Origin of the sequence: Microbulbifer sp. MKSA007 (assembly GCA_032615215.1) — a bacterium.
Classification (GTDB): domain Bacteria; phylum Pseudomonadota; class Gammaproteobacteria; order Pseudomonadales; family Cellvibrionaceae; genus Microbulbifer.
Map to the genome: position 1 here is coordinate 879,585 of CP128433.1, position 21,505 is coordinate 901,089.

A 21,505-nucleotide genomic window follows, 5' to 3' on the forward strand; every position below is an offset into this window, starting at 1 on the left:
TTCCTACCATTTAATCCTTTGGCTTAGGGGTAAAAAAATACTTATTTCAAGGCCGCCCATAGTGGACGGAGTTGCAGAAATGCTACCCTCGTGTGCTGTAACAATATTTTGGCAAATTGACAGCCCCAAACCCGCACCGCCGGTTTCCCGGCTGCGTGAACTATCTGCCCTATACAGGCGCTCGAACAGGTGTGGTATATCAGCACTGGCAACACCGGGGGCGGAGTCGGCGAAAGTGATAATGGCTGTTCGGGCTTCACAGCGCGCAGTTACTTTGAGTTGTCCCCCACTATCGGTGTAGCGCAGGCTGTTGGTTAACAGGTTGCTAAATAACTGATTGAGGCGTGCTTCATCTGCGTAGACTAACTTATCTTCCGATAGTTGGAGGTCGCTGCCCAAGCGAATACCTTTCTGGTCGAATGGAATTTCAAAGTCTTCGATAACACTTCGTAGGATATTTTCCAGGGAGATGTCGGACTTGCAGTAACTTAGTGCCCCCGCGTCGGAGAGAGACAACTCATAGAGATCATCTATCAGGCGGCTCAATTGTTGAATTTTGCTGTGCAGTATAAGCAGGTTCTCTGGTGTGGCTGATCTGATACCGTCTTGAATGGCTTCAATCTGCCCTTTTAATACTGCGAGAGGTGTGCGCAGCTCATGCGAAATATCTGCCATCCATCGGTTTCGGGCATGTTCGTTTGCTTCCAGCGTTGCGGCGAGCCGATTAAAGTCAGCACTTAATTGGCCCAGCTCATCTCGCTGCTCTATATCAATACGGGTTTTGAAGTTGCCGGATGTAAGATGGGATGTCGCTTCGGTCAGCTTACGGATGGGCCTTACCAGCTGCCAGGCAAGGGGGATGGCAATGGCCAGTGCCAGAATGAAGGTGGCAACAGAGATAAGAGCGAAAGTCCGCGATTGCTCTTTAACAAACCCTACGGCCAAATCATCATCTAACACGGGTAGTGGATTGATAGCCAGGTAACCAACGGTTTCACCGTCCACAACCAGAGGCTGCATTACCATGTTCTCAGATCCTGAATAACGACCTATCAGAGGTCTTTTCTCTTTGTTCAACAGGACCAGGCGGGCATTAAGCGACTTGCCCACTGCGTGTTCAGGTGGGGGCTCAGGCGGGCGGCGGGGGCCCCTCGTACCCGGAGGTGGACGATGTGGGGGTGGCATATCCTCAAAGTGACTGGACATCACGCGTCTGTGGAGTCTTTGCCAGCGCCTGCTATTGCCGTCGATAGATTGCCAGCTCCCTTCGCTGGCGTAGATTTCTTGTAACTCATCTACCAAATCGCCGACCTCGCGAAGCTCCTGAGACTGGATATAGGTCATAAAGCCATGCTTAAAGCTCCACTGAAAGAATACGAACATTCCGCCAACAGTAATTGCTGTAGTCAATAAGAAAGCGAGGCTTAGTTTATAGCGAATATTTAACGACATAGCCGGTAGCTTGGATTTCAGTAGCCTGTGTTCACAGTGAGCTCAGGTGCATTTTACTCTGTTTCCACTGAGGAAACGCGGCTCAGAAGATCAAGCCTACACTTACTGTAAATATCAGAGCAATCTTTTAACACTCCGAGAGTCTCACGATAAGAGCCCGAGCTAAGGAGCCTCTGAATAACTCCGTAATACCTCTGCGGGTCTTGAAGTCTGCAGATGTTAGGCGCAGCTCGCCGAGAATGGCCGTAGCCCTTTGCAAGAGCTGCAACGCAGCAGATGCGGCCTTCAAGGCCCGCCCTTCGGGCTTGCAGAGCGATTCACACTCCGCGTTGCGACTTCTTGAAAGATCTAGACATTCCTGCGAAGCCGCGCCTTGATTGTGAACCGCTCTGCATGCCAGAGGCATCACGGAGTTATTCAGAGGCTCCCTAAGTGCCAATATACTTAGCTTGGTTATCCAAAGCTGTTCTTGGGGCCTCCATGCCCTGAGTCGGTAGGAGAGATTGAGTCCTTACTGGTAGTTACTTCTATTATTATCCCGGTTTGCCTGTGCTTACTCCCGACTTTATTGGAGATGTAGAAAAACGATGCAATATCAGATCGGGCTTATCGAGCCGGATAAATAGAGTTGCAAGAATTCTCTTCCCTCCCCGGCTCCAGGTACTGTGGTCATGGGCATTAAGAGTGACAGTAATTTGGTTGAAGCCCGATTTAAACAGCTTGTCGGGAAGGTGTAAGTCTGGACCATAGATTCGCTGTATTTTCTTACCATTGATATAGAGATGGGCATGACCTTCCAGATATTGCTTTGAGGCATCATTGGCGTGGCGAGGGGATTCTAATTCGAACCGGTCGTAGTCTATATGTAGGTTATATCCGGACATTTTATCGCGACTAATGTCCAGTTCGATGCGCGGTGCAGCATTGTGTAAAGGGATCTCGACTACTGGGTGTTGGTCGCCGTTATGGCTCGTGTGTGAGTTTGGCTGTGCTGTAGCAAGGTTGTTCATTCCCCAGATAAAAGACCCGATAAGAACGGCTCGAAGAATTTTCATTATTGTCTCACTCCCAGGTTTGGCGATGGGGCAACAAACTTCATTCAAACTGCTGTTGCTGTGAATACTTCTGGTTACCAGTGCTTTTAGTCTATCGGGTGCTATTGCTCCAGTTACTTCCATTACCTGGGGTGTGGGTCCCCGTAAAAACAAGGGACCGCAAAGCTTACACTTACTGCGACTCCAGGGAGATTTCCGGCGTATTAGGAAAGTGGCTTGGCCTTCAATGTTAGTGCACCGCTGAACTACTGTGTTGAGCACTCATTGACAATAGTTTGATCATCTAGCTTGCCGTAAAAGCGGGGGCCAAAAGTATATGGGAAGGCGGGGACAAGCTCACCATCATCATCGACAGTGACAGTCAGGTGGTAATGGTATCCCCTTTCGTCATCTGAGTGACCGTTATGCTGGTCCAAATATACTCCGCCTTCATTAGTCAGGTCTTCGTCCCAGTAATAGTCCTCGTAGAAAAAGCCCGCTGCTGTAGTGAACTCATTGCCTGACAGGGAGGTATAAGAGCCACTTGTCGTGGGGCCGGTATTCGATGTTGTTTCGACTCCTTGGGAGAGGTCGTATTCATCCACCAAGAGACAGCTTCTCTCGCCTGCTACGCCGCAACCGCTCTCGGAGCTGGGGTCGTCATAATCTCGTACAGCCCAGCTGCTTTCTGCGAGTTCTCCTTCACTCTGCCAGGGGCCATAGATTGCGTAGCCATCGGCGGTATAGCCGTAGATAGGGGAGTGGTCGTAACCTATATCGCCAACAAGATCGGCTAGGCAATCGCTATAAAAGTGATGGTGGTAATCTCCGTTTGCGGCGTGTCCACCACAGATATCCACATCGTAGACCTCAGCAACCGGTGCCAGGGTTTGCCAGGTGCCATCCACTGATTGACCATCACCCCAATCATAAATAGAGACGCCATTTACCCAGTAGCCCTGTACGCCGAGCCCCGTTGCGCACTCCTCCGTTGCGGGCTCGGGTTCGACAGGGATGTATCCGACATGAGAGACATTCTCTGGGCAAACGAGCCCTGGTGGCCAAAATCCATAGCCGGCATCTACATCACAGGTGCCAATACCCGTATAGCCAATATCTTGCCCAAAGCTGACAATATCTCCAACGCTGACAGTGGGGCTGCCGGTTTCGAAATCAGAGGAGGCTAATGGACGTTCAAGTAGTTCGTCTAGAATACTTTGAGTAATTTCAATCTCGTAGTCGGGAACACCGGTTGCTGAGACAACGGTGTATTCCCGGCCATCTACGGTTTCTGATGCTACGCTCTGGACGTTGACCAGAACCTGCTCATTGCTGTTACTTTCATAAATGTAAGGCGCGCGTTCGTCATCAGTATTCATAATCCAGACACCAGAATCAGTGCTGGAATCTGACTCTTCAGAGGAGGTCTCAGAAGAGTCATCGCCATCCTCATCTGAGGAAGAGCCACTATCGCATCCCTGAAGAACTCCGAGAGATATTATCAACGCTAGTGTATAAGAGAGTGTAGGCTGGCCATTCCGGTCAAAAATTTTAATTATTTTCATATCACACCGTGGCATATGGAGGAGTTGCTCCCCGAACCTAGCGCACAAAAGTGAATGAAATGTGGATGGCCTGCTAGCTACATTTTATATCCTCTTTATCGCCTTAATTTTTTTCAGATTTGTGCACTGCGTTCAAAAGCGATACTCCGTGAGTCAGGCAAAAATATCTTATTGCTTTATTGTAAATAGCCTAAGTAGCCTTTAATTAGTGGGCCGGCTATTAATTAAATATTTTTTGGGTATTAGCTCCAATTCTTTCTTTGAAAAATTCCAGGTCTTAATCTAATTATCAGGTCGGCTGACTTTGGCTATTTGTTTGTTGCCCCCGATAGGTGATGTTGAAAAGCGGTGTAATACAAGCTCTTTCTTATCGAGGTGCACAAATAAGGTTGCCAGTATTCGCTTTCCACCGCGGCTCCAGGTGCTGTGGTCGTGTGCATTGAGAGTTACGGTGACTTGGTTAAAACCGGGTTTTAGTAATTTTCCGGGAATATGTAAATCCGAGCCGTAAAGACGTTGGATTTTTTCCCCATTGATGTAAAGGTGGGCGTGCCCCTCCAGAAACTGCTCAGAATCGTCATTGGCAAAGCGAGGGGATTCCAGCTCAAACCGATCGTAGTCAATATGTAGATTATAGCCGGACATATCGTCGCGGCTCATGTCCAGTTCGATTCTGGGAGCGGCAACATGCAGAGGTATCTCTATCACCGGATGCTGATCGCCATTGTGGCCCGCGTGAGGATTTGGCTGTGCCGCATACGCGGTCATAGAGGCTGAAACAATCCAGGCCAAAGACCCAGCGATAAAGAACCTGTGCATTTTCATTTAACTCTTACTCCCAAGCTTGAATATGAGTTAGCGGCCAACGGTGGTTGAGCAGCGATTGACGATAGTTTGGTCATCCAGCTTGCCGGCAAAGCGCGGGCCGAAGGTAAATGGGAAAGCTGGAATTAGTTGGCCATTGTTATCCTGCGTCACTGTCAGGTGGTAGTGATAACCTCTTTCACTGTCAGTGTGTCCATTGTATTGATCCAAGTATTCGCCACCTCGCGCTGTCAGGCTTTCATCCCAGTAATAATCCTCGTAGAAAAAACCTGCCGGAGTTTCAAATTCGTTTCCAGATTGAGAGGTGTAGCTACCGCTGGTAGTGGGGCCGGTGTTATTTGTATTGGATACGCCGCGATCAATATCATATTCATCGACTAGCAGACAGCTGCGTTGCCCGGCAACGCCACAGCCGGTGTCTGAACGGGGATCGTCGTAATCTCGTATTGCCCAGCTGCTTTTAGCTAGCACACCTGTGCTTTCCCATGGACCGTAAATTGCGTAGCCATCGGCGGTATAACCGTAGATAGGGGAGTGGCCATCGGCGGTGTCCCCGGCAATTTCAGCCAGGCAATTACTGTAAAAGTGATGGTGGTAATCGCCGTTAGCTGCATGGCCGCCACAGATATCTACGTCATAGACTTCTGCCATGGGAGCCAGGGTATGCCAAGTGTTATTTACTGACTGCCCGTCACTCCACTGGTAAATTGAGGTTCCATTTACCCAGTAACCCTGTACACCGAGCCCAGTTTCACAGCTGTCAGTGGATGCCTCAGGCTCAGCAGGAATATAGCCTACATGGTCGACGTTTTCGGGGCACACGGGACCTGGGGGCCAGAAGCCATAACCGGCTTCTGAGCCGCAGCTGGAATTACTGCGATAGCCGATATCCTGGCCGAAGCTAACAATCTCACCAGTTTGTACCAAGGGGTAGCCATTGACGAAGTCTGTAGAGGCTTTTGGACGGCTGATGAGTGCGTCTAGTATTTCCTGGGTTATTTCAATCTGGTAGTCCGGGATACCGGTAGCAGATACGCGGGTATATTCTTTTCCGGCAACGGTTACAGATTCAACACTTTGCACATTAACCAGAACCTGCTGATTACTGTTACTTTCGTAAATATAGGGGGCGCGTTCGTTAGTTGAATTGATAATCCAGGTAGTACCGGAGCTCTCTGTTACCGAGCTTTCCTCGTTACCTGAAATGGTCGAATTATCTGAGGAGCCGGAATTCTCTTCGTTAACGTCCGAAGAAGTGTCCTCGTTATTATTCGATGTATTGCTTGTTTCGTCGGTAGTTGTTTCTGTTGGATTATCTATCGTAGTATCTGTTGGACTTTCCTCTTCAACTGTATTGCTGCTTGAGTCGGTGGAGGAATCTGCAGTGTTATTTCTAGTGTTTTCTGAATTTATCGAGTTGTTGTTTTGCCAGTTTCTTCCATTGCTATTGCGAACAGGTACTTCCCTAACCGAACGTTGATCGTTGTTATGCCCAGAGTTGGGATTAGGTTGAGCCACAACACTGGCTGCAGTTAGCCAGGCTAATGAGCCGGCAAGAAAGTACCCGTTAATTTTCACGAGAAGGTTACCTCAATTTATCTTTATTGGTTACCGCCCCACGGTTGTTGAGCATCGGCTGACAACAGTTTGGTCATCCAATTTTCCGTAAAAGCGCGGTCCAAAAGTGAAGGGAAAGGCGGGGATTAATTGTCCATCGCTATCGACAGTGACGGTAAGATGATAATGGTATCCTCGCTCATCATCCGAATGGCCATTGTACTGATCTAAATAGACTCCACCTTGAGCTGTAAGTTCTTCGTCCCAATAATAATCTTCGTAGAAAAAACCAGCAGCTGTTTCAAATTCATTTCCGGAGGCGGAGGTATATGAATCACTTGTAGTTGGGCCAGTATTAGAAGTAGTTTCCACGCCTTGGGAAATATCATATTCATCGATTAATAAGCAGCTGCGCTCGCCGGCGACACCACAGCCACTTTCGGATGAGGCATCATCGTAATCTCGAACAGCCCAACTACTTTCCGCTAATTCACCCTCACTTTCCCAAGGGCCATAAATTGCATAGCCGTCGGCGGTGTAGCCATAAATTGGAGAGTGGTCGTCACCAATATCGCCGACCATCTCTGCGAGGCATTCACTGTAAAAATGGTGGTGATAATCACCGTTTGCTGCGTGACCACCGCAAATATCAACGTCGTAGACTTCAGCTAGGGGGGCGAGTGTATGCCATGTATTATCAACACTCATCCCGTCACTCCATTGATAAATAGAGGTTCCATTTACCCAGTAGCCCTGTACCCCTAAACCAGTTTCACAACTGTCAGTTGCAGGTTCAGGTTCAACGGGAAAATAGCCAACATGGGAAACATTTTCAGGACAGACAGGCCCCGGTGGCCAAAAGCCATACCCAGCTTCTGCACCACAGGACGAATTACTTTTATATCCAATGTCCTGCCCAAAACTGACAATATCGCCAACGCTGACATAGGGGCTGCCGGTTAAAAAGTCAGAGGATGCTTTTGGACGTTCCAGGAGTGCATCGAGAACAGTTTGCGTAATTTCGATAGTGTAATTTGGAATGCCGGTTGCTGATACAACAGTGTATTCTTTACCGTCGACAGTTTCAGATTCAACACTCTGAACATTTACTAGTACTTGTTCATTGCTGTTACTTTCATAGATATAGGGTGCGCGCTCATCATCAGTATTTAGAATCCAAACCCCGCTATCGGTGCTCGAGTCTGAGCTGTCACTATCATCTGATGAATCGTCATCGTCATTATCGTCACCGGAATCTGAGCCGCTGTCACTAGTATCTTCAGATGACGAATCTGAATCAGATGAAGAGCTGCCGCCTCCACCGCATGCTTGGAGTACGCCTGAAAGCAATACCAGAGATATTACATAAGGCAAAATGGACTTTCGGTCCGTGTCAAAAATTTCCGTTAATTTCATAGCACACCGTGAACTAGATGGGGGTTAGCCCAGAAATTAGCGGATAAAAGTGGAGAAAATGTGGATAAATATTAACCTAATTTGCAAAGGGTTAAATTGGCTCTCTATTTCTGCTTAGTTTGTGCGTAAGTTCAAAAGGATGGCTTTTCTTTCGGAATCAACAGTTAAAAAGTTATTTGCTGAAAAATTACTTACCTCGTTAATGACTTTCTTTGTATTTAATTTAAATAAAATATTATTCTTGCGATATTTTTTTGACTAAAAGGTCTAGTAGTTGGTTGGCTGTATCTAGTGAAGCCAGCTACTGAAAGCAGAGGCCTGGATTCTGAGACTGTATTTGGGAGAGTCGCCAGTCTGGAAGCTTTAACCGGTTCCAGGCTGGCGTGGGGCTTTATCAATGATTTATAGGTGATATAGGTAAGCTGTTTTCTGCTGGCCTAGCTACATGGGCGGTGGGCCAGGGGGAAAACCTCCGCCGACTTCATCGGAGCAAACGTTCACAATTGTCTGGTCATCAAGTTTGCCGTAAAAGCGGGGCCCAAAGGTATAGGGAAATGATGGTGTCAGCTGCCCTTCATCATTCAGCTCTACCGTTAGGTGGTAGTGATAACCACGCTCGCTGTCACTGTGCCCATTGTATTGATCCAGATAAGCGCCCTCCTGACTGGTCAAATTGGAGTCCCAGTAATAGTCTTCGTAAAAAAACCGCTGGTGGTTTGAAAAAGATTGCCTGATAGGGACGTAAAAGTATCGCTGGTACTGGGGCCGGATTGGGCAAGTGTATTTGTGCCCTGTGATAAATCGTATTCATCTACCAGTAAACAACTGCGCTCACCGGCAATCCTGCAGCCGCTGGTAGAGTCGGCATCGTCATAGTCTCTAGTGACCCAGCTACTTACTACAAGTACACCACCGGCCTCCCAAGGGCCATAAATGGGATAGCCATCAGCGGTAAACCCATAGACGGGGGAGTGGCTATCTCCAGTGTCTCCAACCAAGTCGGCCAGGCAATCGCTGTAGAAGTGGTGGTGATAGTCTCCCCGAGCAGCGTGTCCACCACAGATATCAACATCGTACATCTCAGCGACCGGTGCCAGAGTATGCCAGGTACCATTCACGGACTGTCCATCGCTCCACTGGTAGATAGAGGTGCCGTTGACCCAATAGCCCTGTGGTCCGAGTCCACTTTCACAAGCTTCTTCTGAGACCTCTGGCTCAGTTGGAAAATAGCTGTTGTGGGAAACATTTTCTGGGCAGACAGGGCCCGGCGGCCAGAATCCAAAACCCGCTTCGGCGTAGCAGGTATGTGGATTGCTGCTAAAGCCGATATCCTGACCAAAACTCACGATATCGCCAATTTGTACCGTGGGGCTGCCGTAGACAAAGTCGGTGCTCGCTTTGGGGCGATTGATTAGCTCGTCGTAGATAGCAGTGGTGATTTCAATTTCATAATCCGGGATGCCAGATGCTGTGACTTGAGTGTATTCCCTGCCGTCGAAAGTGACGGTTTCGATGCTTTGTACATTGACCAGGACCTGCTCATTACTATTGCTTTCGTAGATGTAAGGCGCCCGTTCATCGTCGGTATTTAGCACCCATGGGCTGCTGTCATCGCCAGTATCGTCATCTGATGGGGGTGGATCTGAATCGTCATTGTCGCACCCTGTTAAAGGTGCACAGACCAGAAGTATTGTCAGTGCGCTGATTAATAGGGTGCGGGTTTGAAGGGGGAAATCTCCTGAAGCCTCATCGAATCACCATCCATGTTTCGCAGTAAGAGAAGAAGGCGGGCTATGCTGCTGTCTGCCGGGGTTTGGAGGAATTTGAAGTTATCGGCAAAAATGGCAAGTAATGTGTACGCTGCCTGTTAAGGCACTGATTTCCTTGTGTTGTGTTTTGGGGGGTGGTGGATAGATATGGGCCGAATCAGGAGTGATTCGGCCCATAGATTGATCAGTTGGTTGACAGCTCGGGGCTGGATGTTGTCTCTGCTGTGCGCTGGTGCGTATCGCGGCGCAGCCACCACCAGGAAACAAAGCCTAGAATCAGGTTGGATGCTGCTGTAGCGACAAACAGGCCGGTCATGCCCCACAGGCTGTTTCCAATCCAGGCCAGGGGTAGGTATAGGCCCAGTACCCGCAGGAAAGAAATGACAGTTGCAGGCAGCGGTTTCCCGAGTCCATTGAATGCGGCATTGGCAGACATCACAAAGCCGTACCCGGCATAGCTGAGAGGTACCAGGGTCAGGTAGGCAACAGCGACGGCGAGAACTTCAGTGGAATCACTGAACAGACTTACGATAGGTTCTGCAACAAAGTAGAGAAGCACCGCCAGTCCCGCTCCAAATAACAGGCAGAATCTTGCCAATACGCTCACGGTTTCCCGTAGGCGGTCGGTCTTTTCCGCCCCGGCATTCTGTCCCATAAAGGGGCCGACCACAGAGGAAAGCGCGTAAAACACAATGAGTGCCAGGGGTTCTACTCGGAGTGCGACTCCCAGGCCCGCGACGGCGTCTTCGCCGTGCACGGCAACGAGTGCAACGACAACACCCCCCGATACGGGAATAATGACATTGGTGAGTACAGCCGGAAGCCCGACAGCCAACACTTTGCGCCAGGATTCGAGTAGGCCGCTCAGCCGCCATTGCGGGGCTGTCATCAGGTGTTCTTTTTTGATGATGAAGTAGAGTGCAGCAATAAAGGTCAGGGCGCGCACGATAATCGTAGCGATAGCTGCTCCCTGGAGCTCAAGTCGGGGAAAGCCGAAAAGCCCAAAAATCAAAATGGGGTCGAGAATCAGGTTCAGCAGGGCTACCGCCACCATGATACGGCCGGTTACCGCGCTGTTACCAATGGCGCGAAGAGCGGCGAGCGCGACGGTCGGGACAATGACAAAGATGGTTCCCAGATACCAGGGGATCATGTAATCGGCAATAAGTGGAAGCATATCGGGGCCGGCGCCCAGCAGCTCAAATAGAGGGCGCATGGTGGCCAGGCCGACTGCAGTAATCACAATAGCAATCAGCAGTGCCAGTACAGATGCGTCAGTTACCAGGCGGCGAACGTTTTTTATATCTCCAGCGCCGTAAACCCGGGCCACAGCCGAAGAAGTACCTGCGCCGAGACCGATGGCAAAGCTGTTTATGGCCATCACTACCGGGAAGGTGAAACTCATCGCCGCCAGGGGGCCATCGCCCAGCTGGGAGACAAAATAGGTATCGGCGATATTAAAGGACATGGCGGCGAGAATTCCCCAGACCATGGGTAGTGCCAGTCTCTGTAAGTGACTGGAAACTGAACCTTCCAGCAGTGATGGGCTGCTTTTTGATAGAGACATGTATAACTCTTGTCAATCCAACGAGGGGGTTGGGAAGTCGGGAATAGTGTTACAGAGCAGGAGTGGCTGCCTGCCGTTCAAGGCCTTGTCGGTAAGGCGGGAATTCCGAATGAGAGGCTCATTCTACGACTGAGTGTCATTCAGAGCGAGACTCATGAGTACAGCGTCCTCGCGCATGCCATTTTGCGCGGGGTAATAATTTTTGCGTATCCCGTCTTCAGAGAAACCCAGTTTGCGATAGAGGGAGCGCGCAGCGAGATTGGATACCCGCACTTCGAGCAAAACTCGTTCAATTTCGCTGGGCAATTCCGTTTTCACGCTGTTCAGCAGTGCCTCGGCGAGGCCCTGTCGGCGTCGCGCTGGGGATACGGCAATGTCCAGGATTTCTGCCTGGTCAAACAGGCTACTGATCACGCAACAGGCGATAATGTCATCCCCTTGGATCAGGACCCAGCAGTAGTGGCCGGCGCTGAGACTCTGCTGGTATTGGGCTTCACTCCACGGATGACTGTGGGCACTTTTTGCCAACTGGGCCAGAGATGCACAGTCGTCGGCATCGGCGGAGCGCAACTGTAGCTCAGTGTAATTTAAATAGGTCATTCTGCGCGGGTTTCAGTCGGGTAACTAGTGCGCAACAGGTTCCACAGGGGGCGTTTTAGTTCGGGGGCTCGCAGTAGTTGCGAGAGGCTGGGCATACTAATTAAGCGGGCCTTCTGCCATTCGACAACCTGGCTTTCCAATGGGATCGGAGTGCAAAAGTCTTGAGCTTCACTGCCCATCAGCCAGATGGATTTAACCGGCATACGGGAATAAGAGGCCTCCAACCAGCTGGAGAATGTATCGCGAGCCTGTGAGGCGTCTTCGGCAGGACCAAAGCGATTTTCTGTTAAAGGCCATTGCAGGCGCTCCTGTTGCCGGGGGAGCTGGTGCCAGTGCAAGGCGCGGAGAATATTGTTGAACAGGGCTTCCAGGGGAAGCGCTGCACCGGGCTCGTGGCTGTCCACGGCCAGGAGTTCCTCCCCAATACGCCAGCAGTTCAAAACAAAAGGTTTAACACTTTGCTGGGGGGGGCAACAGGAGCCGGCGTCACTGCCACCGTCTCTTGTGGGCGTTTTGCCTGGTCGGTGAGAGCGCTTATTTCATCTAGCACACGGGCGTTGCGCTCCGGACTTTGCACCGGCTGGGTGATTATCTGATCTGCTGAGTGGGGCAGTGGGTTTTGAGCTATTCCACTTGCAACCGGAGGCTGCTGAGTCCCAGCAGCTTCTTCGGCGGGAGGCAGTTCGGCCTGGCGAGGATCGGGTGCGAGCGGCAATACGAATCGGGGCACATAGCTTGGAACCCCAAGTACTGATAAATATTCCGCTCGCTGAAGCTCGTTCACTTATACGCCCTGTTTCTTACTCTCACTGCTGGCGAGCAAGTTTAACGCATCCATGTAGGCTTGTGCTGAGGCAATCAGGATATCTGTATCTGCGCCAACGCCATTGACCAGACGGCCGTCTTTTTCCAGGCGCACTGTAACGGACCCTTGAGAGTCTGTTCCCTGGGTGACCGCATTTACAGAATAAAGTTTTAAGTCGGCGCCGCTGTTTACCAGCTGTTCAATAGCTTTGAAGGTGGCATCTACTGGGCCGCCACCGCTGGCTTCAGTCTGTCGGGGCTCTCCGTCAATGGTGAGGCTGACAAAGGCCTGGGGGGCTGAGCCGATTTTGGTGCGCACATCCAGGTCGCTCAGTTGGAACCGTTCCACTGGGGACTCGCCTCCGCTCACCAGAGAGTGCAAATCTTCATCAAAGATCTCATGCTTCTTATCGGCGAGGTCTTTAAAGCGGGCAAATACCTGCTGGAATTCTTCGGTATCGGCGAAATCTACCCCCAGCTCTTCGTAACGGGCGCGGACGGCAGCCCGGCCGGAGTGTTTACCGAGAACCAGGCGGTTTTGACCCCAGCCTACATCTTCAGCGCGCATGATTTCGTAGGTCTCGCGGTGTTTCAGAACACCGTCCTGGTGAATACCGGACTCATGGGCAAAGGCGTTGGCGCCGACAATGGCCTTGTTGGGCTGTACCGGGAAGCCGGTAATCGACGACACCATTCTCGAAGTGGGCACGATGTGGCTGGTATCCAGCCCTGTTTCTACCGGGTAGAGATCCTGGCGGGTTTGTACTGCCATAACGATTTCTTCCAGGGAGGCATTACCGGCGCGCTCTCCCAAGCCATTGATGGTGCATTCCACTTGGCGCACACCGTTCATCACGGCTGACAGGGAGTTGGCAACGGCGAGGCCCAGGTCGTTGTGACAGTGGGTCGAAAAGATGGCTTTGTCGGAGTTGGGAACGTTTTCGATAACACGGCGGAACATAGCCCCATACTCTTCCGGTTCCCCGTAACCAACGGTGTCGGGAATATTGATAGTGCCGGCCCCTGCCGCGATAACCGCTTCGATGATGCGATACATAAATTCCGGCTCGGAGCGGCTGCCATCCTCGAGGGAGAATTCCACATCGTCGGTAAAGTTGCGCGCTGTTTGAACCGCTTTCACTGCCTGCTGCAACACCGCTTCCGGTTCCATTTGCAGCTTGTATTTCATATGGATTGGAGAAGTGGCAATAAATGTGTGGATACGCGAGGCGTTGGCATTCTTCAGGGCTTCGCCAGCGCGCACGATATCGGCATTGACCGCTCGGGCCAGGCTGCAAACCCGTGATTCGGTAACGGCTTCAGCGACGGCCTTGACCGACTCGAAGTCCCCGGGACTGGCTACCGCGAATCCAGCCTCAATGACATCGACACGCATTCTCTCGAGCATGCGGGCGATGCGAATTTTTTCCTCTCTCGTCATAGAGGCGCCAGGACTCTGCTCGCCATCGCGCAGAGTGGTATCAAAAATGACTAACTTATCTTTTTTTGTGCTCATTTTCGTTTGTTCTCCTTATTTGCTTTGAGGCTAAACAGGGGGCCTTGCCGCTGTCTATGCATCGCTCAAATAAAGTTTGGAATTCTGTTGGGGGTGGGGGGAGAAAAATTATATGCCGCGCAGGGGCAGTCGTAGCGAGAAAGCTAGGGCAAGAAAAGACTGGCGCTGAGTGATAAATGGAGTCTTCATATACAACAGTTTCCGCATTAGGTCGGATTCAGGGCATTATGAAGCGGAATCAACCGAGAGGTCAATGTATATCCTAATATTGGCGTATTATTTTCTTGTTTTGTTATATTGTTTTCGCCGATGGCTATTTTTTAGTGTTTATATCCTGTTTTTGAAGGGCTGCCCCACTGAGGGTTTCAATGGGGTCCGCTATTAAAGGGTGGTATCGGTCAATTTATGCAGAAACTGCCACAAGTCTCCGTGTAGTTGCTCTACCTCGCTGCGGCTGATACGGCTGTTGTCCAGCTGTGCTGTCACCCACTCTCTGGCTCTTGGTTTAAGGGCAAGGCCTTCCTCTGTCACAGTGATCAGGGTTATCCGTTCATCCTGATTGCTGCGGCGGCGCTTGACCAGGCCGTTTTGCTCCATCCGCTTAAGCAGCGGGGTCAAGGTGCCGGAATCCAGCATCAGCCTCTGCCCCAGTGCACTGACGCTCTGCTCTTCTTCCGATGGCGCCTCGGTGTTGGCCCACTCCCACAGAACCATTAAAACCAGATATTGCGGATAGGTGATCCCCAATTCCTTTAGCATCGGCTGGTAGGCGCGGGTCATGGCTCGGGATGCGGCGTAGAGGGCAAAACATAGCTGGCGGTTCAGTGCCAGCTCGCCGGAATCGTCATCACAGACAACCATCAGAGCATACGCTCGATTTCTGTCTCCAGGGATGCCGGTGCATCCTTTGGCGCGTAGCGTTTAACATTCTCGCCATTCTTACCGATCAAGAACTTAGTGAAATTCCACTTAATGCCCTCGGTTCCCAATAGGCCCGGCGCACGTTTCTTGAGCTCCACAAACAGCGGGTGAGCTTCATCGCCATTGACGTCCAGCTTGGCGTAGACGGGGAAGCTGACTCCAAAGTTCAGTTCACAAAACTCCTGAATTTCCTCATCGCTACCGGGTTCCTGCTTGCCAAATTGATTGCAGGGAAAGCCCAGGACGGTAAATCCACGGTCTTTGTATTTTTTATATAAATCCTCAAGGCCCGCATATTGCTTGGTGAAGCCACATTTACTGGCCGTGTTAACAACTAGCACCACCTTGTCTTTGTAATCGGCCAGAGTGGTCTTTTGCCCATCAGCGGTTTGCACGGGAATTGAGTAGAGATCGGTCATTGGGAGAGCCTCGAAGGTTTGTATTTTGCTAAATTTAGTTGTGCGCAACCTTTTTTGCAACTGCTTTATTTGGGAGTAGCCCTTTTGCAGGCTTTATTGTGAGAATGATTACCAATTATATTATGCGCCAGATTGATAAAACCCTTTTGCAATAACAGTAAAGGATTCTCCATGCGCCTCACCTTACACTTGGCCCGCCTGCTAGTGGCGCTACTGGCCATTACGGTTCTACCCGTCCAAGCCCAGGCCTCCGGTCTTTCAGAGCAGGAATTGCGCCAGCTGATGCAGATGGCAGAGTACATCGGTGTAGATTACCCGGAAGCGGTGGCAGACGGGGAGATCATTAGTGACGATGAGTTTGCAGAGATGCAGGAGTTCGCCTCGGTACTGATCGATCGCGGCGCACAACTGCAAGAGTCGCCTGAAGCGGCGATGATCCGCACCGAGGCGGATGCGTTGCAAGCGGCGATTCTCCGCAAGGCCAGTGTGCAGGAAGTGCAAGCGCATACCGCCAAGTTGCGTCAGGGGCTACTATCTATCGCCCCCGCGCTATCTTTGCCCACTGCATTGCTGAATGTGGATGAGAGTCGCGCTATCTACCAGGCGCAGTGTGTTACCTGCCATGGTATCGAGGGTAAAGGGGATGGCCCCTTAGCGGCACAGTTGGAGCCGGCGCCGACAAACTTCTACGAGTTGGAGCGCGCTGAAAATCGCTCCCTGCTGGGCCTTTACGATGCTATCAGTAACGGTATCGATGGCACTGCAATGACCGCCTTCAAAAACCTGAATGAGCAGCAGCGCTGGTCCCTGGCATTTTATGTTGGCGGCCTGGCTTTCCAAGGTGAAGCGGGGGAGGGCGAAGGCGTTGAGCCGAGCTTGCAGGATATCGTGATGTACAGCCCCAATGTGCTGCAGAGTGATCGCCCGGAACTGTCCGGCGCGGCAGTTGCTTCCCTGCGTGCCGACCCCACACCCTTCTTTACTGGTGAGGAGAGCCTCAGTAGCCAGCCGATTGAGATAGCCCGTGCGCAACTGGAAAAGTCCCTGGTGGCCTACCAGGAAGGTAACTACGATCACGCCCGCACCCTGGCTATTAGTGCCTACCTGGACGGTTTTGAGATGGCGGAGAGTTCTCTGGATTCCCTCGACGCCGATCTGCGTAAAGCCACTGAGCGGGAGCTGCTCGGGCTGCGCAGTCAGCTGAATGCCGATAGTAACCCCGAGCAAGTCGGGGCTCAGGTACAGGTAATTCTTGAGCAACTCGGGCGCGCCGAATCTTTAATGCAGGAGACAACTCTCTCTGCGGGTGCACTATTTATTGCCAGCTTGGTGATACTTCTGCGCGAAGGTCTCGAGGCGCTGCTGGTTGTGATTGCACTGACAACGATCCTGGTAAAATCCGGTCGTCGCGATGCGTTGAAATTTGTTCACTTCGGTTGGATCAGTGCCGCGGTCGCAGGTGTTGTTACTTGGGTTGCCGCACAGAGTTTGGTTTCCATCAGTGGCGCCAGCCGGGAAGTTATGGAAGGGGTTGCAGCGCTTCTGGCCGCAGTTGTGCTCTTCTACGTGGGTTTCTGGATGCACAGTAAGACCCAGGCGGATCAGTGGCAGCAATATATCCAGAACAGCATCAACCGCAGCCTTAGCGCTGGCGCCCTGTGGGGCATTGCCGGTCTCGCATTTGTCGCTGTGTACCGCGAAATTTTTGAAACCATCCTGTTCTACCAGGCCCTATTGGTGCAAACAGCTTCCAGTCAGTACAGCGCCCTATGGGGGGGCTCGCTGCCGGTGCGATATTGCTGGTTGTGTTGGGCGTTGCCTTTGTGCGCTTCTCTGCTCGCTTGCCTATAGGCAAGTTCTTCTCCATGACGACCTATTTACTGTTGGCGTTGTCATTTGTTCTTGCGGGCAAGGCTGTCGCGGCGCTGCAAGAAGCGGCGTGGATTGCGATTTCCCCGCTGCCGGTAAATCTCAGCTTTGACTGGTTGGGTATCTACCCGACTTGGCAAGGTGTTGGTATTCAGGGGGCAATACTGGTTGTCGCTCTGTGGTTGCTACTGAAAGGCGGCCGCTCAGATTCCAGTTCCGCTAAAGCGGCCTAAATGGCTTTTGGGTACCAGCAACTCTGTGGGTACCCTATTCTGCCTCTCTTTATTCGGCACCCTTCAGGTTATCGGATAGCAGTTCTGGAGAAATTTCTGCAAGCGGTATTGGGCTGCCAACCCGTACTATTGTCTTTAGGTTTCGTTTATAGCTAAACGAACCTTGGATCGATAGAGGGATAAATGGCAATGATGCGCCTTGAAAACTCTCCTTGAGCAGCGTGACAAGCTCCGTAATTTCTTTCCTGCTGTTTTCCTCAATCAGGATGCAAAGAAGATCCCTGTTTGCCTCTGCCTCATGAATCGCATTGTGCTTTCTCTTGAGCTCTGAAGCTTCGATTTCATAGTAGTTTTTGGGGAAATAGTCACTTTTGCGTAAAAGTGCGTGAAGCCTAGGGCTGTTAGTAATGGCGTCGCTGGGGATAAAGCGAACCTTGCGTTGCGTTGCCCCGCTAACAATAAATGGGGTTAGCAGGTTAGAGTAGCGGGCAACTAAAAGTGCTGAACCTTCGCTAGGGATTTGCTCAGTCCCCTCGTATTTCGTGCGCCTGGGCAGGATATAGGTAAGCCAAGAAAGGGTGTCAAATAACATTTCCGGCATTCGAAAAAGCAGGAGTACTAAAAGAGCGAAATTTAGTACGGCCAGCAGGGTAAATACCTGGGGAATTGTCATTCCCACAGGCCCGAGTAGCCCAATAATAGAAAAAGATATAATGACTACAAATACGGCATTAAGGACATTATTTACAGAGATAACCTGCGCGCGAATTTGCTCTGCTGTCCTTTCCTGAATAATGGTGTATAGCGGTACGATAAAAATACCGCCGGCAACGCCAATGAAAGTCGTGATAAATAAAATGGTCAGTCCACCATCACTCTGTAGGAATTGGCTAAGGGATGCGTTGGAGAGCATCTGATAGTTTCCCGATAGGATGCCCAACCAAAGTCCCGCCACCGTCATTCCCAGCCCGCCGGCTGCCACCAAGCCCAGTTCAATACGACCGCGAGATAAGCTTTCACACATTAGTGAGCCTGTAGCAACGCCAACAGTTAGGCAGCAGAGTAGTATCGTGATTATTGGTTCACTGGCGCCAAGCACATTTCTGACAAAACTGGGAACCTGGGTTAGGTATGCGGTGCTAAATAACCAGAACCAGGAGTTTGCAATAATTGCGTAAAAAACAGTGGGTGTTTTGATTACTTCCCGCATAATTTTCAGCGTTTGGCTGATAGGGTTCCAATCTATTTTTAAATTGGGGGCGGAGGATGGAGCGGGGGGATTGCCCTACTTGCGAGATAGCCTAGTACGGCGACAGTGACCATCACCAAGCTTAGATATAAAAGCCCTGGTTTTCCCTGGCCCACATCACCGGCTAGGAGGGTGCCGACAATTGTTCCAACCAGTAATCCGAAAAAGGATGCAACCTGGGCTAAACCATTTCCTCCAAGTAATTCTGATTGCTTTAGGTGCTGAGGCAAGATGGCATATCGGACAGGGCTAAAGAAAGCTGTGTGGGTGGCAAAAAGTATTAATACGATAAAACTTAAAACTCGGTCATCAGTGAGTAGTGCAATGGCCCCGAGGATACTGATTAGTATTTCGGCGGCTTTAATAATTCTTATGACTCGACCCTTTTCATACTTGTCAGCCAATTGTCCAGCGGCGAGTGAAAATAGAAAATACGGTATGACATAGAGGCTACTGGCAAGGTTAATCAGTGTATTGGCTTCTGCTTTGGCCAAATGAAATGCCAGTATGACTAGCAGGGAGTTTTTAAACAGGCTGTCATTAAAAACACTGCCTAACAGTGAGAGAAACAGTGGCGTAAAGCGGCGACTGGCGAGGAGCTTGAACTGGTTGCTTTGAGACATGGTTAAGCCTTCGTCCCTGTGCCGCCCTTAGCAGCTATGTATTTATATTCCCGCTATCAGAATAGGTGATCGGAATGATTTAAGGAGGGGGCTGGTGTCGTGGGGCAGGAGAAGAATTTATGTGCCTACCAGTGAAGTAGGCACATATCCTTGTTGGTTAAGAAAAAGGGGAGGCTAACGCTTCTCTCCGCGCAAGCCCAGCACCTGGCGGTATAGAGCCTCTGCCTTGGCACCGGCTGCTTCGACAGGCCTGCCGGCAACGACGCTCACCCGCGACCAAAAACGCTTAGGCAATGTAGTGAAGGCATGACCGTCTTTGTGGCTGAAAAAGCTACCCCAGAGACCTTGGAGGGCCATAGGAATTACAGGGACGGGGGTTCTCTCCAGAATTTTTTCTATGCCGGCTTTAAATGGCTGTAGTTCTCCGTCTTTAGTTAACTGACCTTCGGGGAATATGCAGAGAAGATCTCCATCTTTTAGCCCGTCCTCAATGGCTTGAAAAGCCTGTTCATACCCTTCAGGGTCTTTCTGCTTGGAGCAAATTGGAATTGCCCTGCCTGTTTTGAAGACGAAGTGCAAAATTGGAATTTCATAAATGGGCTTGTACATAATAAAGCGGATAGGGCGGCGAACAGCGCCGGCGAGTAATAGTGCGTCGACATAACTCACATGATTACAAGCGATTAGGGCTGGTCCCTCTGTGGGTATCTGTTCAAGCCCTTGGTGCTTTACCCGGTACATGGTGTGGGATAAGGCCCAGATCAAAAAGCGCATAGCAAATTCTGGCACCTTGGCGAACACAAAAATGGCGACCGCCGCATTCATAAGGGCAATTACAAGAAAGAACTGCGGTATGGTCGCGTCTAGCATATTGAGGAACAGAATTCCAAGTAGAGCCGAAACCACCATGAAGAGGGCGTTCAAAATATTGTTTACGGAGATGATTTGTGCACGAATTGCCGGGTCGGATCGGTCCTGGATCATGGTGTACAGAGGAACGATGTAAAGCCCCCCAAACATCCCCAGCAGTACCAAGCAACTGAGAAGAGAGTATGCACCATCGGTACTTAGAAATGCAGTAAAGCTGGCTTCATGGAGTTCTGCAAAGTTTCCCCCGACAATACCCAGGGCGATACCACTTATGGTCAGTCCAGTCGCGCCAACAGGCACCAGGCCAAGTTCAATAAATCCACTGGAGAGGCGCTCGCAGATCAAGGACCCAATGGCAATACCAATGGTAAAACTGCATAGTAGCAATGTAACCACTGATTCACTGCCACCTAGGACATTCTTGGTAAAACTGGGAATTTGTGTCAGATATGCCGCTCCCATTAACCAAAACCAAGATATTCCAATAATGGAGTAGAAAATTGAGGGAGTATTCGCGCTGGCACGGAGTATTTTATGGGTTTGAGTAATTGGGTTAGGGTTTATTTTGAGATTGGGTGTGGGGGCTGGCGCCGCAGGAATTGAGCGGCTGGCCAGATATCCCAGGGTAGCTGCACCCATAATTACCAGGCCTAAGTAGAGGACCCCTTGTTGCCCATGGCCTGTGAGGCCTGCGAGTAGGCTACCGACAATCGTTCCCGTCAAAATGGCCACAAATGTCCCCATTTCCACCAGAGCATTGCCCCCTATCAGTTCGGAACGCTTCAAGTGCTGAGGGATAATCGCGTACTTCACAGGGCCAAAAAAGGCGGACTGTATGCCCAGGAGAAAGAGCACAGTTAAACAGAGTGCGTTGCTTCCGCTAAAAAGGGCGAAAACACCCAGAGCACCGATTCCGATCTCTCCTAGCTTAATCCAGCGTATCAACCTCCCCTTGTCGTATTTGTCTGCGATCTGACCGGCGGAAGCAGAAAATAAGAAAAAGGGAAGAATAAACAAACCAGCAGCCAGGTTAATTAGTGCATTCGCTTCGCTTTCCACCAGGCGAAAGGCGATCATGACAATTAGGGCATTTTTATAAACATTGTCATTGAAGGCGCCCAGGAACTGGGTGCAGAAGAACGGCAAAAAGCGGCGGCTAGTGAGAAGATGAAACTGAGACTGGTTAGCCATTGGCAACTCTCTTCTTATTTAAGTG

The 21,505-nt window shown here is 50.7% G+C and carries 20 protein-coding genes; 2 read left to right on the forward strand and 18 right to left on the reverse strand.

The features are described from left to right. Positions 1-3: 3 nt before the first annotated feature. The 15 genes from QT397_06695 to QT397_06765 form a co-directional block, all read right to left on the reverse strand. Positions 4-1,452 (reverse strand): ATP-binding protein, encoded by a 1,449-nt coding sequence (locus QT397_06695; protein ID WNZ57029.1) that lies wholly within the window; start codon positions 1,450-1,452, stop codon positions 4-6. Between the two features lie 533 nt (positions 1,453-1,985). Continuing rightward, a complete protein-coding gene (locus tag QT397_06700; protein WNZ57030.1) occupies positions 1,986-2,507 on the reverse strand; it encodes a hypothetical protein in 522 nt (173 codons plus the stop codon). Positions 2,508-2,752: 245 nt separating this feature from the next. After that, the gene (locus tag QT397_06705) at positions 2,753-4,051 is read right to left on the reverse strand and encodes a YHYH protein (protein ID WNZ57031.1); all 1,299 of its coding nucleotides are present in this window, start codon (positions 4,049-4,051) and stop codon (positions 2,753-2,755) included. Between the two features lie 282 nt (positions 4,052-4,333). Continuing rightward, a complete protein-coding gene (locus QT397_06710) occupies positions 4,334-4,876 on the reverse strand; it encodes a hypothetical protein (GenBank protein WNZ57032.1) in 543 nt (180 codons plus the stop codon). A 30-nt stretch (positions 4,877-4,906) separates the two neighbouring features. Then, on the reverse strand, positions 4,907-6,454 hold the full coding sequence (locus QT397_06715) for a YHYH protein (GenBank protein ID WNZ57033.1): 1,548 nt from the start codon (positions 6,452-6,454) through the stop codon (positions 4,907-4,909). Between the two features lie 30 nt (positions 6,455-6,484). Beyond that, positions 6,485-7,849 (reverse strand): YHYH protein, encoded by a 1,365-nt coding sequence (locus tag QT397_06720; protein WNZ57034.1) that lies wholly within the window; start codon positions 7,847-7,849, stop codon positions 6,485-6,487. 441 nt (positions 7,850-8,290) lie between these two features. After that, a complete protein-coding gene (locus QT397_06725) occupies positions 8,291-8,521 on the reverse strand; it encodes a hypothetical protein (protein WNZ57035.1) in 231 nt (76 codons plus the stop codon). Further along, positions 8,518-9,444, reverse strand: coding sequence for a YHYH protein (locus tag QT397_06730; GenBank protein WNZ57036.1), 927 nt, complete (start codon positions 9,442-9,444; stop codon positions 8,518-8,520). The genes QT397_06725 and QT397_06730 overlap by 4 nt, the downstream gene beginning before the upstream one ends. A 358-nt stretch (positions 9,445-9,802) precedes the next feature. Further along, the gene (locus tag QT397_06735; protein WNZ57037.1) at positions 9,803-11,185 is read right to left on the reverse strand and encodes an MATE family efflux transporter; all 1,383 of its coding nucleotides are present in this window, start codon (positions 11,183-11,185) and stop codon (positions 9,803-9,805) included. Between the two features lie 123 nt (positions 11,186-11,308). Further along, positions 11,309-11,785, reverse strand: a complete 477-nt coding sequence (gene rimI, locus QT397_06740; GenBank protein WNZ57038.1) for a ribosomal protein S18-alanine N-acetyltransferase — start codon at positions 11,783-11,785, stop codon at positions 11,309-11,311. Next, a complete protein-coding gene (locus QT397_06745; protein ID WNZ57039.1) occupies positions 11,782-12,189 on the reverse strand; it encodes a hypothetical protein in 408 nt (135 codons plus the stop codon). Before QT397_06745 ends, rimI begins: the two co-directional genes overlap by 4 nt. Before the next feature lie 32 nt (positions 12,190-12,221). Continuing rightward, a complete protein-coding gene (locus tag QT397_06750; GenBank protein ID WNZ57040.1) occupies positions 12,222-12,569 on the reverse strand; it encodes a hypothetical protein in 348 nt (115 codons plus the stop codon). Next, complete coding sequence (locus QT397_06755) at positions 12,570-14,105, reverse strand: 2-isopropylmalate synthase (GenBank protein ID WNZ57041.1); 1,536 nt, start codon at positions 14,103-14,105, stop codon at positions 12,570-12,572. 381 nt (positions 14,106-14,486) lie between these two features. After that, positions 14,487-14,966 (reverse strand): MarR family transcriptional regulator, encoded by a 480-nt coding sequence (locus QT397_06760; GenBank protein ID WNZ57042.1) that lies wholly within the window; start codon positions 14,964-14,966, stop codon positions 14,487-14,489. Next, positions 14,966-15,445 carry a glutathione peroxidase gene (locus QT397_06765; protein ID WNZ57043.1) on the reverse strand — a complete coding sequence of 160 codons (480 nt, stop codon included), beginning with the start codon at positions 15,443-15,445 and terminating at the stop codon, positions 14,966-14,968. Before QT397_06765 ends, QT397_06760 begins: the two co-directional genes overlap by 1 nt. A 171-nt stretch (positions 15,446-15,616) precedes the next feature. Here QT397_06765 and QT397_06770 point away from each other — a divergent pair, with 171 nt between their 5' ends. Both QT397_06770 and QT397_06775 read left to right on the forward strand, forming a co-directional pair. After that, the gene (locus tag QT397_06770; GenBank protein WNZ57044.1) at positions 15,617-17,296 is read left to right on the forward strand and encodes an FTR1 family protein; all 1,680 of its coding nucleotides are present in this window, start codon (positions 15,617-15,619) and stop codon (positions 17,294-17,296) included. Between the two features lie 14 nt (positions 17,297-17,310). After that, positions 17,311-17,547, forward strand: a complete 237-nt coding sequence (locus QT397_06775; protein ID WNZ57045.1) for a hypothetical protein — start codon at positions 17,311-17,313, stop codon at positions 17,545-17,547. A gap of 49 nt (positions 17,548-17,596) precedes the next feature. On the opposite strand, the gene QT397_06780 is transcribed toward QT397_06775, so the two are convergent. The 3 genes from QT397_06780 to QT397_06790 form a co-directional block, all read right to left on the reverse strand. After that, the gene (locus tag QT397_06780) at positions 17,597-18,757 is read right to left on the reverse strand and encodes a hypothetical protein (protein ID WNZ57046.1); all 1,161 of its coding nucleotides are present in this window, start codon (positions 18,755-18,757) and stop codon (positions 17,597-17,599) included. A 38-nt stretch (positions 18,758-18,795) separates the two neighbouring features. Beyond that, a complete protein-coding gene (locus QT397_06785; protein ID WNZ57047.1) occupies positions 18,796-19,419 on the reverse strand; it encodes an MFS transporter in 624 nt (207 codons plus the stop codon). Between the two features lie 174 nt (positions 19,420-19,593). Further along, positions 19,594-21,480, reverse strand: a complete 1,887-nt coding sequence (locus tag QT397_06790) for an MFS transporter (GenBank protein WNZ57048.1) — start codon at positions 21,478-21,480, stop codon at positions 19,594-19,596. Positions 21,481-21,505 lie beyond the last annotated feature (25 nt).